We start from the raw sequence: 16,234 nt of genomic DNA, 5'->3' as shown, positions 1-16,234 counted from the left end.
TTCGTGAGAACCGCGGGCGGTGAGCCATAAGGTCAGTTTGGAGGTCAGACCATGATTTAGGCTCAGGGGTTAGTTGTAGTCTGTGACATTCGGCACAGACGGACCGGCGTTGTCTCCGCCATTGTTCTGGCCGCTTTTGCGATCGCGCATGAAGCGGTCGAACTCTTCCTGGTCCTTGGCCCGGCGCAGTTCGCGCATGTAGGAGTCGAACTCCTCGCGCATTTCGTCGAGCTTGCGGCGTTCTTCCGTCAGCCGTTCCAGTTCCTTTTCGCGCCAGTCGTCGAAGGCGACGTTGCCGGTGCGGGCATGGTGCTGGTGGTGACGGCGCCGGCGGCCGATGCCGCTGCATCCGCGGAACACTTCGTCGGTTTTCATGTTCACGTCCCTTTTGAAGTCGTCCAGCCGGTCGCCCCAGATGATGTAGGCCAGCATCGCCAGACCAAGCGGCCAGAAGATGATGAAACCGAGGACCATCAGCGCGATCGTCGCGGGAGTCCACGCCGGGCGTATTAGAGCGGTTTGTGTCATTCGCTACCCCTTTCGAGTTTTTGGCGGCGGTCGTCGCTGCCTGTATTCGAGTTGGGAATTGGAATGCGTCTTTGCAAGCCGAAAAGCCCGGAGTTCCGGGCTTCCGGAGCCGACTCACTGGAGTTTTCTCCACACGGCGAGGGATGAAAAAATTTTGCGAGGCGCGCTGGAAAGCCCCGCAAGGCCGCATCAGCTGCGCGTCTTCACCCGTTCGGCCATCGCCGTCACGGTCCGTTTCAGGAGATCGAGATCCTGCGGACGCGAAAGGCGGTGGTCGCCGTCCTTGACCAGCGTCAGGGTGGCGTCGTCCTTCGGCAGGAATTCCATCAGCTTCTGCGCATGGGTAAAGGGCACGTCGGGATCGGCCATTCCCTGCAGGATGTGGACCGGGCACCAGGTATCGAGCGGCTCTGTCATCACCCGGTTTTTCTCGCCGTCTTCGAACAGCGCGCGCGTGTAGATGTTCGGTTCGGGCGAATAGTCGCTGAATTCCTCGAAATAGCCTTTTGCTTCGAGGTCGGCCTTCTGCGCCTCCGTCAGCTCCGGCATCATCAGCTCATGCGTGAAATCCGGTGCCGGCGCCAGCAGGACCAGCCCTGCGACCCTGTCGCCGGCCTTGCCCTTGTTCAGTTCCTGCACCATGCGCAGCGCGATCCAGCCGCCCATCGACGAGCCGACGAGGATCTGCGGTCCCGACGTGAAGCGCTCGAAGACCGCGATGCTCTCGGCCAGCCATTTCGAGATCGTGCCCTCGGCAAAGACGCCGCCCGATTCGCCGTGGCCGGAATAATCGTGCCGCGTATAGGCGAGACCGAGATCTCCGGCCAGCGTATCCAGCGTCTCGGCTTTCGTTCCCAGCATGTCGGAACGGTATCCGCCGAGCCAGACGATGCCGGGATTGGCGCCGTCGCGGTGGCGCACGGCGATTGCCGCGCCGTCGACGTCGAGCGTTTCGGGTTTCTGCGTCATGGCGGTCCTTTCGGTTGCTTGCCGGGTGTGTTTTGCGCGGGCGGGCGGACAATGTGAAGCCCCGGCGAGGCTCTTGGGTCCGGGATGGTGATTTTTCATTCGGACCATGCTATTGACTCGGCGGCCGAAATCCCGACATTGCGCGGACTTTCGACTGCAACCGATTCCGAAACAACACGGGAGACAACGACCATTCGCCGTCCATTCCGAGCCACCACGGCTCAAAAAACAGGCCCGACATCCAACCGCGACATTCGCGACCCCCAAATCCAGCTGATCGACGCCGAGGGCCAGAACCACGGCGTGACCGATACCGAGGAAGCCCTGCGCATCGCAGAGGAAGCCGGTCTGGATCTCGTCGTGATCGTCCCCAATGCCACGCCGCCCGTGTGCAAGATCGTCGATCTCGGCAAACTCAAATACGAACAACAGAAAAAAGCCGCCGCCGCGCGCAAGAAACAGAAGACCGTCGAGATCAAGGAGATCAAGATGCGTCCCAACATCGACACCCATGATTACGAGGTGAAGATGAAGGCGATGCGCCGATTCTTCGACGAAGGCGACAAGGTCAAGGTCACGCTGCGTTTCCGCGGCCGCGAGATGGCGCACCAGTATCTCGGCATGGAACTGCTGCAGAAGGTCAAGCTCGACACCGAGGAAATCGCCAAGGTCGAAGCCGAGCCGAAGCTCGAAGGCCGTCAGATGATGATGGTGCTGGCCCCGCGTTAAGCCGGACGCCTTTGGGAATTTCTGAAAGCGGGCGAGATGCCCGCTTTTTTATTGCCCGCATTCGCCGCCGCTCTTCCCTGACAAAAGACTGACAACCGGACTCAGCGATCTGTCAGGCAGCCATCGCTATTGTCCCTGTCAATGAATCGCGCACCCCGCCGATCATTTGGGAGAGACTACGATGAAACTTACGAAAAACGTGACGATCCTTTCAGGCGCCTTCGCCTATTTCCTCGCTTCCGCGCTCATTCCGCTGCATGGAAACGAAGCGCAGGTCGGGTCGTGGGCCAAGGTGTTCTCGTCCGCCGCATTTGCCGATGAGGGCGAGAGCGACGGCGGAGGCGGTCACGATGGTGGTGGAGACGGTCACGATGGCGGCGGAAGCGATCATGATTCCGGCGACCACGATTCCGGCGGGCATGATTCCGGCGATCATGGTTCGGGCGATCATGATTCGGGCGATGACCACGGCAACGATCATTCGAGTGGCGGGTCCGACGATGGCGCCGGCCACGATTCCGGTGACGGCAGCGGTCCCAAGACGCTGATGGATCTGCTTACGAAATAAAGAGCCCCCGCCCCCGGTATTTGCCGCGCGTCCCTCTGGCAATACCGGCGACAAGAGCGGGCCTCGGCCCGCTCTTGTCTGTTTTTGTGTGTGGAGTAGTTTCCACGAGATGGAAAAGCGATCGGCAGAGGAAATCGCCTTGTCCCGCCGGGGCCTGTTGCAGGGTTCCGGCGCGGTATTTTGCGTCATGTTCCTGACATCCTGGCTGATGCCGGCCGGCAATGCCTTCGCCGATGATGGCGAAGGGGAATCCGATGGCGGCGGCGAGTCCGGCGGGCATGATTCCGGTGGAAGCGATTCCGGCGGCGAAAGCAGTGGCGGGGATCACGGCGGCGACCACGGTGGCGGAGACGATGGTGGCGATGACGGGGGATCTGACAGCGAGCCGTCGTCCGGTACGGACCACGACAGCGACTTCAACCGCGGATCGCTCGACCAGTCCGATGCCGCCCGTGCGGTCCAGAGCGGCGAAGCGATGCCCCTCAAAGTGGCTCTGCAGCGGGTCGAGGAATCCTATGGTGGATCGGTCATCGGCGTGACGCTGCGTTCGACGGGAAGGCGTCTGGAATACCGCTTCAAGATCATAACCGACCGCGGCTCGGTTCGCTCGATCCGTATGGATGCGAAATCCGGCCGTTTCCTCGGTTTTGGGGCCCTGTTCCGGTAGCGCCATGCGGATATTGTTTGCCGAAGACGATCCGGTCATTGCCGGCCATGTGATCGAGGCGCTGAGCCGCGAGGGATATGTCGTCGATCACAGCGCCAACGGCCTCGAAGCATGGGAAAAGGGCGATCTCGGCGGCTACGACGCCGTCATCCTCGATCTCGGTCTGCCCGAACTGGACGGGCTGACCCTGCTCCGGCGCTGGCGCCGAAGCGGCAACATGATTCCCGTTCTCATCCTCACTGCGCGCGGCTCCTGGATGGAGCGCGTCGACGGGTTCGACGCGGGCGCCGATGATTACCTGCCGAAGCCGTTCCGCAACGAGGAACTGCTCGCGCGCCTGAAAGCACTGTTGCGCCGCAGCGCTCCCGCACAGGCGCAACCCGCCGAGGTCGGCCGGTTCCGGCACGACGAGGTGCGCAAGGTCATCCTGTTCGACGGCGCTCCCGTCGACCTGTCGCCGCAGGAATACCGTGCGGTGGTCCTGCTGATGGCCGATCCGCAAGCCGTCGTTTCCGCCTATGACCTGGCCCGTCACGTTCAGGGCCGCGACGACGATTCCGCCAAGAACGCCGTCGAGGCGATGGTCAAGCGCATACGCCGCAAGACCGCGCCCGACGCGATCCAGACGAGGCGGGGCTTCGGATACACGCTCGGCGGGGAGGAAGCGTGAGCGGGTCGCTGAAATTCCGCCTGTTTGCCGGCGCTTTCTTCTTCATCGCCCTTGGCATCGTCGCCACATGGATCAGCCTGCAGCAGATCTTCTCCGGTTATGTCGCCGCCCAGTACGAGCGGGAGATGACGACCGTGATCGACACGCTTGCCGCGGGCCTCGAATTTTCCGGCGGCGCGCCGGTGCTCGACGGAACGCCGCCCGATCCCCGCTTTTCCCTGCCCGCTGGCGGCCGTTATTGGGAGGTTCGCTCCGATGACGGCGTCGAACTCCGCTCGCGCTCGCTGTGGGATACTTCCATCGAAGCTGCCAGTCTTGCGCCGTCGTCCTACCGCGCGTTCCGCACCGGCGAGGGACCGGACGGCGAGCCGATGCTGGTGCTCGACCGCATCTTGTCCTTCGACGCGTCCGATGGCCCGCGCGCGGTCGATTTCTTCGCCGCGTTCCCTGTCGCCGAAATCGATTCGGCCCTGGCCGATTTCCGGCGCGAACTCGCCACCATGCTCGGTTTGACGGCCTTGCTGCTGATGCTGGCGGCGGCCCTGCAGGTGCTGGTCGGACTGCGGCCGCTGGCCATGCTCCAGGCCGAGGTCGCGAATGTCCGCACCGGCGCCGCCAACAAGCTGCGCTCGGAGGTCCCGAGCGAGCTCAAGCCGCTGGTTGCCGAGATCAATGATCTGCTCGACGAGAAGGCACAGGCGCTGGATCGTGCGCGCGCCCGCGCCGCCGATCTCGCCCACGGCCTGAAAACGCCGCTCACCGCGATCCTCCAGGTCGCGGAGACCCTGCCGCCCGATACCGGCGGCCCGATCGCCGAACATGTCGCGATGATCCGCCGTCGCGCCGACCGCCAGCTCCAGCGCGCCCGCATGGGCGTGGGCCGGAGCGAGGGCGGCGCCCTCGATGTTATCGCCGCCAAGCTGGTCAACGTGATTGCGGCGATACCCGCCTCGCGCAAGCTAAAGTGGCAGGTCGACGTGGCCGACGGCCTCGCGACGCCGATCGACACCGCCGATCTCGCCGAGGCGCTCGGCAATATTCTTGACAACGCGCGCAAATGGGCCAAGTCCGAGGTTCGTCTGACGGCGCGGCGTCGCCATTCGGAAATCGTCATCGAGGTCGCGGATGACGGACCGGGCATCGCCGCGCAGGATCTGGAGCGGATTCTCGAACGCGGCGTGCATGCCGGCGATCCGGAAAGCGAGACCGGTCTCGGCCTGACGATCTCACGCGAGATCGCCGAAGCCTATGGCGGGTCGCTGGCGCTGGAGCGTTCGCCCGAGGGGGGGCTTCTGGCGCGCATCGTCCTGCCGGCCGCCGCGGCGGCCCGCAGGACCAGCCCCGCCTGAGACGCGACCGGTCTCAGCCCGCCTTCTGTGCGCTGATCACCCAGCCCGAAAGCCCGGTGCCCGGGATGTGTTCGCCATGTTCGCTGCTCTTCACGCTGAGCTTGCCGGCGTTTTCCAGCGCCGCGAGTTTCCGCGTCAGCGAGCCTTCCTGGTAGAAATGGTCGTTCAGCCCGATCACCAGCGCGCCGCCCGGCTTCACGACCCGCAATATGTCGTCGAGCGCATCCGGCGAGACATGGCCGAAGGAGAAGACGCCGACGCAGGTTGCCGCGTCATAGGAAGCGTCTTCGACGTCCATCGGCGGTTCATTGAGATTGGTCGCAAACAGCCGCCGGTAATGGCCGGACTGTTCGGCCTTGGCGAGCATGCCCGGCGAAAAGTCGCAACCGTCGACGAAGTCGAATCCGGTTGCCCTGAGCGCCAGGCCGGACAGGCCCGATCCGCAGCCGACATCGAGGACTTCGCAATCCTGCGGATCGCACAGGATGCGCAGAGCCTCGGCGCATCGCGCCGGCTGACGGTAGCTGTTTTCGGTCAGTTCCTCGTCATAGACCTCGGCCCATCTGTCGTATAAAGCGCGGGTTTCTTCATCCGTCTTGACCGAATAGGCGTTCGAAAGGAATCGTTCCTTGGCGGTCATTGTGTGTCTGCCCTCTCACAATGCACCTGAATGCTTGCATTTGGGGGGCTTCGAGTCTATAGAGCCGCGTCCCGAACGGTCCGGCAGGGCATGCCGTGTCCGTTCCGAATGCAAAACAACGTACATCGTTTGAGGGCAAGTTCCGCGACGGCAAGTCCGGCAGGCGGGCAACCGGTTTTTGACCGGACCTCGAGAAGCCGCGATGGCGCAGATAAAAACGGAGAGCAAAATGCCCAAGATGAAGACGAAGTCTTCTGTGAAGAAGCGCTTCAAGATCACGGCCACAGGTAAGGTCAAGGTTGCCGCCGCAGGCAAGCAGCATGGCATGATCAAGCGGTCCAACAAGTTCATCCGCGATGCGCGCGGCACCATGGTGCTGTCGGATCAGGATGCCAAGATCGTCAAGAAAATGATGCCCTACGGCAGCTGAGCCGTCACGACCGGAACCAAGGAGTTAACCCATGGCACGTGTAAAACGCGGCGTGACAGCCCACGCCAAGCACAAGAAAATTCTGAAGAAGGCGGAAGGCTTTTACGGCCGCCGCAAGAATACGATCCGCACCGCCAAGGCGGCTGTCGACAAGTCGATGCAGTACGCCTATCGCGACCGCAAGGTGCGCAAGCGGAATTTCCGCTCGCTGTGGATCCAGCGTATCAACGCCGCCGCGCGCGAGCACGGCCTGACCTATGGCCGCCTGATCGACGGTCTCAACAAGGCCGGCATCGAACTCGACCGCAAGGTCATGTCCGACATGGCGATCCACGAGCCGCAGGCCTTCGAGGCGCTGGTCGGCAAGGCGAAGGAAGCCCTCGCCTATCTCAAGGATACCACGCCGAACGCGTTTGAAAGCGCTGTCCGCTAAGTCAGCGCTTTCTCGATCGCAATCATGAGAAACCCGCGCTGGCCGGTCCAGACGCGGGTTTTTCTTTGAACTTTGATATGGCGGCGCTAAGGAACGCCGCAAACGAAACCGGAAACGGAACATGCTTCAGGAACTGGAAAGCCTCGAACAAGGATTGATGGCCGACATCGCCGCCGCTGCCGACGAGGCGGCGATCGAGGCGGTGCGCGTCGGCGCCATCGGCAAGAAGGGCTCCGTGTCGGAGCAGTTGAAGACGCTCGGCAAGATGACACAGGAGGAGCGCCAGGTCATGGGCCCGGCGATCAACGGCCTGCGCGACCGGGTGACGGCGGCGATCAATGCCCGCAAGGCAGAACTGCGCGACGCCGCCATCGACGCGCGGCTGGCGACCGAGACCGTCGACGTGACGCTCCCCGTTCGCCCGTCGCCGGCCGAGACCGGCCGCATCCACCCGATCACCCAGGTCACCGACGAGCTGACCGCGATCTTCGCCGACATGGGCTTCTCCATCGCCGAGGGCCCGGATATCGAGACCGACTATTACAACTTCACCGCGCTGAATTTCCCGGAAGGCCACCCGGCGCGCGAGATGCACGACACATTCTTCTTCCCGCCCGGCGAGAACGGCGAGCGCAAGCTTCTGCGCACCCACACCTCGCCGGTGCAGATCCACACCATGGAGACGCAGAAGCCGCCGATCCGCATCATCATTCCGGGCAAGACCTACCGCCAGGATTCCGACGCGACCCACTCGCCGATGTTCCATCAGGTCGAGGGGCTGGTGATCGACCGCCACGCCAATGTCGCCAACCTGAAATGGGTGCTGACCGAGTTCTGCAAGGCCTTCTTCGAGGTCGAGCACATCAATATGCGCTTCCGGCCGTCCTTCTTCCCCTTCACCGAGCCGTCGATGGAGGTCGATATCCAGTGCGACCGCTCGAAACCCGGCGAAGTGCGCTTCGGCGAGGGCACCGACTGGATGGAGATCCTCGGCTGCGGCATGGTCCATCCGAACGTCTTGCGCTTCGGCGGCCTCGATCCCGACGAGTATCAGGGCTTTGCCTGGGGCATCGGCATCGACCGTTTGGCCATGCTGAAATACGGCATGCCCGACCTGCGCGCCTTCTTCGACGCCGACGTGCGCTGGCTCTCCCACTACGGATTCCGCCCGCTCGACATGCCGACCTTGTTCGGCGGCCTGAGCAGCTAGACAGGACAGATCGATGAAATTCACCCTTTCCTGGTTGAAGGACCATCTGGACACCGACGCCACGCTCGACGAGATCGTCGAGAAGCTGACGCAGATCGGCCTCGAGGTCGAGGCCGTCGACGACAAGGCGGTCTTCAAGCCCTTCGTGATCGCCAGGGTCCTCACCGCCGAACAGCATCCCGACGCCGACCGCCTGCGCGTGCTCGCCGTCGATACCGGTGACGGCAAGCCGATCCAGGTCGTCTGCGGCGCTCCGAACGCGCGCGCCGGCCTGATCGGCGCCTTTGCCGCGCCCGGCGCCTATGTTCCCGGCATCGACGTGACGCTCGCTGTCGGCAAGATCCGCGGCGTCGAAAGCCACGGCATGATGTGCTCGGAGCGCGAACTGCAGATCTCCGACGCCCATACCGGCATTATCGACCTGCCCGAAGACGCGCCGGTCGGCACGTCCTTCGCCGCCTATGCCGGCCTTGACGATCCGGTCATCGAGATCGGGCTGACGCCCGACCGCGCCGACTGCACCGGCGTGTCGGGCATCGCCCGCGATCTCGCCGCCGCCGGCCTCGGCACACTGAAGACACCGGACGTGAAGCCGGCCAACGGCGAGGGCGCATGCCCGATCGAGGTGATGATCGAGGACGAGGATCTTTGCCCGGGCTTCGCCCTACGCATGGTGACGGGCGTGAAAAACGGCGCGTCGCCGGCCTGGCTGCAGCAGCGCCTGATCGCCATCGGCCTCAGGCCCATCAATGCGCTGGTCGACATCACCAACTACGTCACCTTCGACCGCGGCCGCCCGCTGCACGTCTTCGACGCCGGCAAGGTCGCCGGCAATCTGACGGTCCGCCGGGCGAAGGAGGGCGAGAAGGTCCTCGCGCTCGACGAGCGCGAATACGAGCTGACGCCGGAGATGTGCGTGATCGCCGATGCGAATGGCGTCGAATCCATCGCCGGCATCATGGGCGGCGAGCATTCCGGCTGCGACGAGAACACCACCGACGTGTTGATCGAGTCCGCCCTGTGGAACCCGATGAACATCGCCCGCACCGGCCGCGATCTCGGCATCATCACCGATGCCCGCTACCGCTTCGAGCGCGGCGTCGATCCGCAATTCATGGTCGACGGCATGGAACTGGCGACGCAGATGGTGCTCGATTTCTGCGGCGGCACGCCCACCGAGCCCGAGATTGTCGGCTACAAGGACTACGAGCCGAAGGTGATTTCCTTCCCCTTCTCCGAGGTCAAGCGGCTGATCGGCATCGAGGTTCCCGCCGAGGAATCGACCGCGATCCTCAAGCGTCTCGGCTTCGGCGTCTCGGGCTCCGGCGTCGAGGTCGACGTTTCGGTGCCGTCCTGGCGAATGTTCGACGTCGAGGGCAAGGCCGATCTGGTCGAGGAAGTCATGCGCATCCACGGCGAGGACAACATCGACCCGCAGCCGCTGCCGAGCCATGGCGCGGTCAATGCGAAGATCCTGACGACGCTGCAGATCCGCACTCGTGCCGCCAAGCGCGCGCTCGCCGTGCGCGGTATGATGGAATCCGTCTCCTGGTCCTTCATTCCGGCGAAACATGCCGAACTCTTCGGCGGCGGCAGCGGCGCGCTGAAACTCGCCAACCCGATTGCCGCCGACATGAGCGACATGCGCCCGTCGCTGCTGCCGGGCCTGCTCGCCGCTGCCCAGCGCAATGCCGACCAGGGCATCGGCGATGTCGCGCTGTTCGAGGTCGCGGCGACCTATGAGGGCGATACGCCCGAGGCGCAACGCCGTGTTGCCGGCGGTATCCGCCGCGGCACCGCCGCTCTCGCCGGCGGCGGCCGTCACTGGGCCGGCAACGGTGCGCCGGTCGGCGTCTTCGATGCCAAGGCCGATGCGATCGCCGTGCTCGAAGCCTGCGGTGCGCCCGTCGCCAACCTGCAGATCGAGACCGGCGCGCCCGGCTGGTATCACCCCGGCCGCTCCGGCGTCATCAAGCTCGGCCCGAAAATGGTGCTCGGCACCTTCGGCGAGTTCCATCCGCGCACGCTGGAAGCCCTCGACGTTTCCGGGGCGCTGTGCGGTTTCGAGGTCTATATCGACGCCATTCCCGAGCCGAAGAAGAAGGCGACGCGCACCAAGCCGGTACTGGAAATTTCGCCCTTCCAGATGCTCCGGCGCGACTATGCCTTCGTCGTCGACAAGGATGTCACGGCGCAGGCGCTGCTGCGTGCCGTCTCCGGCGCCGACAAGAAGCTGATCACCAGTGTCAACGTCTTCGACGTCTTCGAAGGGGCTTCTCTCGGCGAGGGCAAGAAGTCGGTCGCGCTGGAAGTCTCCATCCAGCCGGTCGACCGCACGCTCACCGACGAGGACCTCGAGGCGCTGTCGGCGAAGATCGTCGACAATGTCGGAAAAGCCGGCGGCGTCCTGCGCGGCTGATTCGGCACCGGGAGGCGGAGCGATGCGCTTCCGCCTTCCCCGATTTTCGGTTCCCGGCTAGGCTTCATACGAACCTTTCGGGAGAAGACCATGTCCGCCCTGGCGCAAATACTCGTTGCTGTCGTCGCCCTCGAACATCTGCTGTTCCTGGTGCTGGAGATGTTTCTCTGGGATAAGCCGCAGGGCATGAAGGTCTTCCGCAACACGCCGGAAGCGGCCGCCGCGACCAAGGTGCTCGCCGGTAATCAGGGCCTCTATAACGGCTTTCTGGCCGCCGGCCTTGTCTGGTCGCTGTTTCCCGTCGGCGCGCCGGACGCCGCGCAGGCCATCGCCACTTTCTTTCTCGCCTGCGTCATCGCCGCCGGCCTCTACGGCGCGCTGAGTTTTTCGCGGCGGATATTGTGGGTGCAGGCGGTCCCGGCGGCGATCGCCATGGTGGCGGTCTGGGTTCTTTAGGGACGATCCGCCCGGCCATTGATCGGCGCGGCGAATCGCTTCCTTATGCGGCAATGGACCCTCGCCGTTTCGCCGGATTGCCGTATGACGCCCAGCGCCGTGAGCTGGAGGCGATCCTGCTGGCCGATCCGCTTGTCCGCGACGCGCTGCAACGCGCCCGCGATTTCGATCTCCCCGACTGGATGATCGTTTCCGGCGCGATCTACAACAGCGTCTGGAACGCGTTGACCGGGCGCGAACCCGGTTACGGCATCAAGGACATCGATCTTTTCTATTTCGACGGCTCGGACCTGTCCTGGGAAGCCGAGGACGCGGTCATCAAGGCCGGCGGCGACCGCTTTGCCGGCCTTGCCGTCCCGGCCGAGATCCGCAACCAGGCGCGTGTGCATCTGTGGTATGAAAGCCGCTTCGGCCGCCAGTGTCCGGCCTACGAAAGCAGCGCCCATTCATTGCATTACTTTGCCTCTAAAACGCATGCGGTCGGCGTGCGCCTGCTCGGAGACGACAGCCTCGCCGTCACCGCCCCGTTCGGGCTCGATCATGTCTTTTCGCTGGTGATCGTCCCCAATCGCGCGCTCGACAACCGCGAAACCCATATGGCGAAGGCGAAACGCGCCTGCTCGCTTTGGCCGCAGGTCACGGTCGAGAGCTGGTAGCGGTATCCGGTCTTACAGCGTCCGCGCCACCCGCGCGCTGCGATAGAAAATGTGGTTTCCGATCTCGCCGATCCGGTCGAGCTTGCTGCTCCAGGACGGGTTCACCGACGCGGTATGGTAATGCGTGATCTGGTCGAAATTGCCGTTCCGGAATTCGCGCGGATCGACCGCTTTCAGGCAGTCCGTCAGGTGTTTCTTGAGGATCGCATGCGCCAGCGTCATCGCCTTGCGGAAAGATCGTTTCTCGCGCGGCAAATCCGGCTTTCCGTCGCACGCGAAGGAGAACTGGCAGCGAAAGGGCTTTTCGGCCCCCTGGTAGACGACGCCGCAGATCGTGTCCGGATAGGCGGCGCTGCGCTCCCTGTTCAGGATCACCCGGGCGACCGCCAGCCGGCCCGTGATGGTTTCGCCGCGCGCCTCGTGATAGAGCGCCGCGGCGAGACATGTGGATTCGGTGTCGAGCATGGTCTCGACGGTCTTTTCGATAGTGGCAAACGGAAATGGCTGGGCGATGGTCCGGGCGTCCTGCAGGTCGAGCGCGGCGAGGATCGACGGATCCGCCAGGCATGGCGTTGCAAAAATCAGCAAAACCGTCTTGATAACGCCGATCTGGGTCAGAAAACGCTTCATGAGCCATGCCCCCCGAGACTGATCGGGAAAGTGTGAGGCGCACGAATTTCCATTCGGTGGTTTTGCGTGGTGGCATTTTCGCCCGCGCGGTCACCACCGGTTAAGGTAACCGATCAGTTACGAGGAGAGTTGCAATGTTCAGATGGGGTGTGTTGTCGACGGCGAAAATCGGCCGCGAGCAAGTGATTCCGGCGATTTGCGACGCGGAAAACGGCGTTCTTTCGGCGATTGCCAGCCGTGACGAGGCTCGCGCCCGCGCGCTCGCCGACCGCTTCGGCGCGCCGCATGCCTTCGGATCCTACGAGGAATTGCTGGCTTCAAACATGGTTGACGGCGTTTACGTGCCGTTACCCACGTCGCAACATATCGAGTGGGCGCTGAAGGCGGCGGAAGCGGGCAAACACGTGCTCTGCGAAAAGCCGCTGGCGCTCGACGCTGGTGATATCGCGCCGCTGGTCGAGGCCGAAAAGAAGCACGGCGTGGTGATTTCCGAGGCCTTCATGGTCACCTATCACCCGCAATGGGCGAAGGTCCGCGAGCTCGTTGCCGAAGGCGCAATCGGCCGCCTCAGGCAGGTCCAGGGCGCCTTTTCCTATTTCAACACCGACCCGGCCAACATGCGCAACAAGCCCGAGCTTGGCGGCGGCGCCCTGCCCGATATCGGCGTCTATCCGACGGTCACCACCCGCTTCGTCACTGGCAAGGAGCCGCTCTCCGTCTCGGCGACGGTCGAGCGCGATCCCGTCTTCGGCACCGACATCTATGCCGATGTGCGCGCCAAATTCGATGGTTTCGAACTCGCCTTCTACTGCTCGACCCAGATGGCGCTGCGCCAGGTGATGGTCTTCCACGGCGACAAGGGCTACATTGAGGTGCACGGCCCGTTCAACGCCGGCGACTACGACCATCCCTATATTACGCTGCACAATGCCGGCCATGACGGCGCGCAGATCTTCCGCTTTCCGGGCGTGCGCCAGTACAAGCTGGAAGTCGAGGCCTTCGCGCGCAAGGCGCGGGGCGAGGATGTCGAGGTTTTCGATCTGGCCAATTCGATCGCTAATCAGAAATTCATCGACGCGGTCTACCGCGCCGGGGAATCGGGCGGCTGGCAGAATGTCTAGCCGCGACCGGGGGATTTGGTCCTCGGCCGGCTGACGGTCACCACCAGACGCCGCCGCCTCGAATGCGGATGCGCGGCCCCTTGCCGTGCTTTTCCCAGGGATTCAGGCTTTCCGCGCAGGCCGGGTCGGCGCAATCCGGATCGTCGGTCAGCGGCTTGCGTTCCGGCATTGCGCCGGCAAGCGACATCCAGTGCGCGAAACGGTCGCTGTCGCGCCGCCCGAGCCGGATCTTCGGCACCGGCGAATGGCCGCGCGGCAGGTGGAATCCGTCCGACGCCGGCGGTTCGCCGGCCGGCGGCCGCAGATGCAGCGCGCGCTTCAGTTCGTTGAGCCGGGCGATGCGGTCCTCGGTGCGCGGATGGGTGCGCAGCATCGACGGGTCCGGAATGCGGCTGCCCGGCAGCACCACGCCCTCCCAGCGCCGCCCCTGGGCTTGTTCCAGCTTGACCAGCGCCAGCGACAATCCGTCCGGATCGCCGGTCATCAGCGCCGCGCCGTAATCGGCGTCGAATTCGCGCGTCCGCGACAAGGCCATCTGCAACAGCCCGCCGATGGTCGGCGCGGCGATCATCGTCAGCACGCCGAGCCACGGAATATGGCCGAAGAAGCCCGACAGGTTGAACAGGATCGCGAACAAGCCGACCGTCGACAGCGTCGAGGTCATGCGCGACACCATGTCGGCAAGCGACATCACCTTGATGTCCTCGTTCGAGATATGCGTCATCTCGTGCGCCAGCACGCCGGCGAGTTCGCGCATGCTCATGGTCCGCAATAGCGCGTCGGTGACCGCGATCGCCGAATCCTCGCGCCGCCCGACGGCGAACGCGTTCATCATCTTCGAGGGAATGACATAGAGCCGCGGCACCGCCGGCAGGTCCGCGCGGTCGGCAAGTTCGCGCATCAGCCGGAACCCGGCCGGGAAATTATGCGCGTTGACCGGCTGCGCCCTGTACATCCGCAGCACCATTTTCGGCGAGATCCGCCGGGCCGCCGCAAGCGTGATGCCGCCGAAGACGACGGCATAGATGATCCCGGTCATCCCGGCGATGGTCCAGGCGGTGACGGCGAGCAATGCCAGGCTTCCGGCGGTCAGCATCCACGTGTGCAGCGCGTTCAGCGCGCGGTGCTGGCGCAGGATGATGTGGTCGTGATGCAGGAACGACATGTTCATGCACCTAATATGGGAATGAAATGGCGCTTATGTGAGTCCCTCACGCACGTTTGAAGACGAAGCGCGAATAGCCGAGATAGGAAAAGACCGTGACGATGGCGACCGCGATCACCAGCGCCATCAGCGGCGTGATCACCCCCGGCGCGGCCAGAAGAAGCCCGGAATAGATCGCGTAGTTGAGGCACGCGCCGATGATCGCCACGAAGCCGTAGCGCGCGCCTTCCTTGACGACGTGGCGGCCGCTCTTGCCGAAGGTGAATGTGCGGTTGATCGTCCACGTCGTGCACATCGCCGCCGCGATGGCGAAGATGCGCGCCGTGAACGGCCCCAGCGGCGTGAATTTCATCAACAGCATCAGGACGGAGGCATCGACGATGAAACCGGTTCCTCCTGCGACCGCGAAGCTCGCGAGCCGCATGATCAGGCGTTTCGAAACGATGTCGCGCATTGTCAGCCCGCGGCGGTCTCTTCCGCCCGCTTTCCCGGTTTTCTTTTCGCGCTGGATACACCCGCATTCGTGCCGCGTCGATGGTTTTTCCGGCCCGCCGTCATGCGCGCTTCGCCGTCATGCGGCGGCTGGTTGAGATAGGCCATGCGCATCTGTTCGACGCGGCCGGCGGCCACGGAATCCAGCACCAGTCCCGTCACCATCATCAGCATCGACAGCATCAGGAGCCCGATCGCGCCGATCCAGGTCGGCACCCGCTCGACCAGTCCGGTCGTCAAATATTCGTAGACCGGCGGCACCATGAAGAACACGCTTGCCGCAAACAGCACCCCGGCGATGATCGAGAAGAAGCGGAAGGGCTGGGTTTCCTTCATCAGCCGCGCGAACATGAACAGGATCCTCAGCCCGTCGCGGAATGTCGACAGCTTCGAGTCGGATCCTTCCGGCCGGCGGCCGTAATCGAGTTCGACCTCGGCGACCGGCAGCTTGAGCTGGCCGGCATGTACCGACATTTCCGTCTCGATCTCGAAACCGTGCGAGATCGCCGGGAAGCTTTTCACGAAGCGCCGCGTGAAGACGCGGTAGCCGGACAGGATGTCGGTGAAATCGCGCCCGAAAATATACTGGTAGAGGCCGTTGAAGACGCGGTTCCCGAAGGCGTGCCCGGCGCGGCCCGCATCGTCCTTCACGCCGGCGCGAATGCCGACCACCATGTCGACGCGTTCGCTGAGCAGCGTGGCGACGAGCTGCGGCGCGTCTTCCGGCGCATAGGTGCCGTCGCCGTCGGCCATGATGTAGAGATCGGCCTCGATGTCGGAAAACATCCGGCGCACGACATGGCCCTTGCCCTGCCGCCGCTCCCGCACCACGGTCGCCCCCGCAAGCCGCGCCATGATCGCGGTGTTGTCGTTGGAGTTGTTGTCGAACACAAAAACCCGCGCCGTCGGAAGCGTGGCGCGAAACCGTTTGACGACATCGCCGATGGTCATCCCCTCGTTGTAGCAGGGCAGGATGACGGCGATATCGAGCGCGTCGAAGGGCATGGGTGCGGGCATGGATCGGCCTCGATGTGGTTTGCTTTACCTTTTCTTGATCCGGTTAAGTTTAGGTTTAGCGGGACCTTTCAGCCGCGGATTTCCT

At 63.9% G+C, this 16,234-nt stretch carries 19 protein-coding genes; 12 read left to right on the top strand and 7 right to left on the bottom strand.

Going from position 1 to position 16,234, the window contains the following annotated elements; genetic code table 11:
• Positions 1-69: 69 nt before the first annotated feature.
• Positions 70-528, bottom strand: a complete 459-nt coding sequence (locus IG169_RS01030; protein ID WP_193174283.1) for a DUF2852 domain-containing protein — start codon at positions 526-528, stop codon at positions 70-72.
• Between the two features lie 189 nt (positions 529-717).
• Positions 718-1,497, bottom strand: a complete 780-nt coding sequence (locus IG169_RS01025) for an alpha/beta hydrolase (protein WP_193174282.1) — start codon at positions 1,495-1,497, stop codon at positions 718-720.
• A gap of 192 nt (positions 1,498-1,689) precedes the next feature.
• On the opposite strand from IG169_RS01025, the gene infC reads away from it, so the two are divergent.
• The 5 genes from infC (at position 1,690) to IG169_RS24305 (ending at position 5,480) form a co-directional block, all read left to right on the top strand.
• Positions 1,690-2,226, top strand: coding sequence for a translation initiation factor IF-3 (infC, locus tag IG169_RS01020; RefSeq protein ID WP_193174541.1), 537 nt, complete (start codon positions 1,690-1,692; stop codon positions 2,224-2,226).
• Positions 2,227-2,407: 181 nt separating this feature from the next.
• A complete protein-coding gene (locus tag IG169_RS01015) occupies positions 2,408-2,794 on the top strand; it encodes a hypothetical protein (RefSeq protein ID WP_193174281.1) in 387 nt (128 codons plus the stop codon).
• A 109-nt stretch (positions 2,795-2,903) separates the two neighbouring features.
• Positions 2,904-3,461 (top strand): PepSY domain-containing protein, encoded by a 558-nt coding sequence (locus IG169_RS01010; RefSeq protein WP_193174280.1) that lies wholly within the window; start codon positions 2,904-2,906, stop codon positions 3,459-3,461.
• 4 nt (positions 3,462-3,465) lie between these two features.
• Positions 3,466-4,131: a response regulator transcription factor gene (locus IG169_RS01005; RefSeq protein ID WP_193174279.1), complete on the top strand. Its 666-nt coding sequence runs from the start codon at positions 3,466-3,468 to the stop codon at positions 4,129-4,131.
• Positions 4,128-5,480 (top strand): ATP-binding protein, encoded by a 1,353-nt coding sequence (locus tag IG169_RS24305; protein WP_193174278.1) that lies wholly within the window; start codon positions 4,128-4,130, stop codon positions 5,478-5,480. Before IG169_RS01005 ends, IG169_RS24305 begins: the two co-directional genes overlap by 4 nt.
• Positions 5,481-5,493: 13 nt before the next feature.
• Here IG169_RS24305 and IG169_RS00995 read toward each other — a convergent pair whose 3' ends face one another.
• Positions 5,494-6,120 carry a class I SAM-dependent DNA methyltransferase gene (locus IG169_RS00995; RefSeq protein WP_193174277.1) on the bottom strand — a complete coding sequence of 209 codons (627 nt, stop codon included), beginning with the start codon at positions 6,118-6,120 and terminating at the stop codon, positions 5,494-5,496.
• Between the two features lie 229 nt (positions 6,121-6,349).
• On the opposite strand from IG169_RS00995, the gene rpmI reads away from it, so the two are divergent.
• From rpmI to IG169_RS00965, 6 genes are all read left to right on the top strand, one after another.
• Positions 6,350-6,550, top strand: coding sequence for a 50S ribosomal protein L35 (gene rpmI, locus IG169_RS00990; RefSeq protein ID WP_193174540.1), 201 nt, complete (start codon positions 6,350-6,352; stop codon positions 6,548-6,550).
• A 31-nt stretch (positions 6,551-6,581) separates the two neighbouring features.
• On the top strand, positions 6,582-6,983 hold the full coding sequence (gene rplT / locus IG169_RS00985; protein ID WP_193174276.1) for a 50S ribosomal protein L20: 402 nt from the start codon (positions 6,582-6,584) through the stop codon (positions 6,981-6,983).
• 121 nt (positions 6,984-7,104) lie between these two features.
• Complete coding sequence (gene pheS, locus IG169_RS00980; protein ID WP_193174275.1) at positions 7,105-8,193, top strand: phenylalanine--tRNA ligase subunit alpha; 1,089 nt, start codon at positions 7,105-7,107, stop codon at positions 8,191-8,193.
• Positions 8,194-8,206: 13 nt separating this feature from the next.
• The gene (gene pheT, locus IG169_RS00975; protein ID WP_193174274.1) at positions 8,207-10,612 is read left to right on the top strand and encodes a phenylalanine--tRNA ligase subunit beta; all 2,406 of its coding nucleotides are present in this window, start codon (positions 8,207-8,209) and stop codon (positions 10,610-10,612) included.
• Positions 10,613-10,702: 90 nt separating this feature from the next.
• Complete coding sequence (locus tag IG169_RS00970; RefSeq protein WP_193174273.1) at positions 10,703-11,068, top strand: DUF1304 domain-containing protein; 366 nt, start codon at positions 10,703-10,705, stop codon at positions 11,066-11,068.
• Positions 11,069-11,121: 53 nt separating this feature from the next.
• Positions 11,122-11,724: a nucleotidyltransferase family protein gene (locus IG169_RS00965; RefSeq protein WP_193174272.1), complete on the top strand. Its 603-nt coding sequence runs from the start codon at positions 11,122-11,124 to the stop codon at positions 11,722-11,724.
• Between the two features lie 12 nt (positions 11,725-11,736).
• On the opposite strand, the gene IG169_RS00960 is transcribed toward IG169_RS00965, so the two are convergent.
• Complete coding sequence (locus IG169_RS00960; RefSeq protein ID WP_193174271.1) at positions 11,737-12,354, bottom strand: cell wall hydrolase; 618 nt, start codon at positions 12,352-12,354, stop codon at positions 11,737-11,739.
• 134 nt (positions 12,355-12,488) lie between these two features.
• Between IG169_RS00960 and IG169_RS00955 the strand changes: the two genes are divergently transcribed.
• Positions 12,489-13,475, top strand: a complete 987-nt coding sequence (locus tag IG169_RS00955) for a Gfo/Idh/MocA family protein (RefSeq protein ID WP_193174270.1) — start codon at positions 12,489-12,491, stop codon at positions 13,473-13,475.
• 37 nt (positions 13,476-13,512) lie between these two features.
• Here IG169_RS00955 and IG169_RS00950 read toward each other — a convergent pair whose 3' ends face one another.
• From IG169_RS00950 to IG169_RS00940, 3 genes are read right to left on the bottom strand one after another with little or no spacing between them, the layout of a single operon-like run.
• Positions 13,513-14,640: a zinc metalloprotease HtpX gene (locus IG169_RS00950; RefSeq protein WP_193174269.1), complete on the bottom strand. Its 1,128-nt coding sequence runs from the start codon at positions 14,638-14,640 to the stop codon at positions 13,513-13,515.
• A gap of 46 nt (positions 14,641-14,686) precedes the next feature.
• On the bottom strand, positions 14,687-15,094 hold the full coding sequence (locus IG169_RS00945) for a GtrA family protein (RefSeq protein WP_210325802.1): 408 nt from the start codon (positions 15,092-15,094) through the stop codon (positions 14,687-14,689).
• Positions 15,095-15,096: 2 nt separating this feature from the next.
• Positions 15,097-16,149 (bottom strand): glycosyltransferase, encoded by a 1,053-nt coding sequence (locus tag IG169_RS00940; RefSeq protein ID WP_246717046.1) that lies wholly within the window; start codon positions 16,147-16,149, stop codon positions 15,097-15,099.
• Between the last annotated feature and the right edge of the window lie 85 nt (positions 16,150-16,234).

It is taken from the genome of Oricola nitratireducens, assembly GCF_014904745.1.
Lineage (GTDB): Bacteria > Pseudomonadota > Alphaproteobacteria > Rhizobiales > Rhizobiaceae > Oricola > Oricola nitratireducens.
Note: the sequence above shows the minus strand (reverse complement) of the source record. Positions and strands in the feature narration are given on the sequence as shown.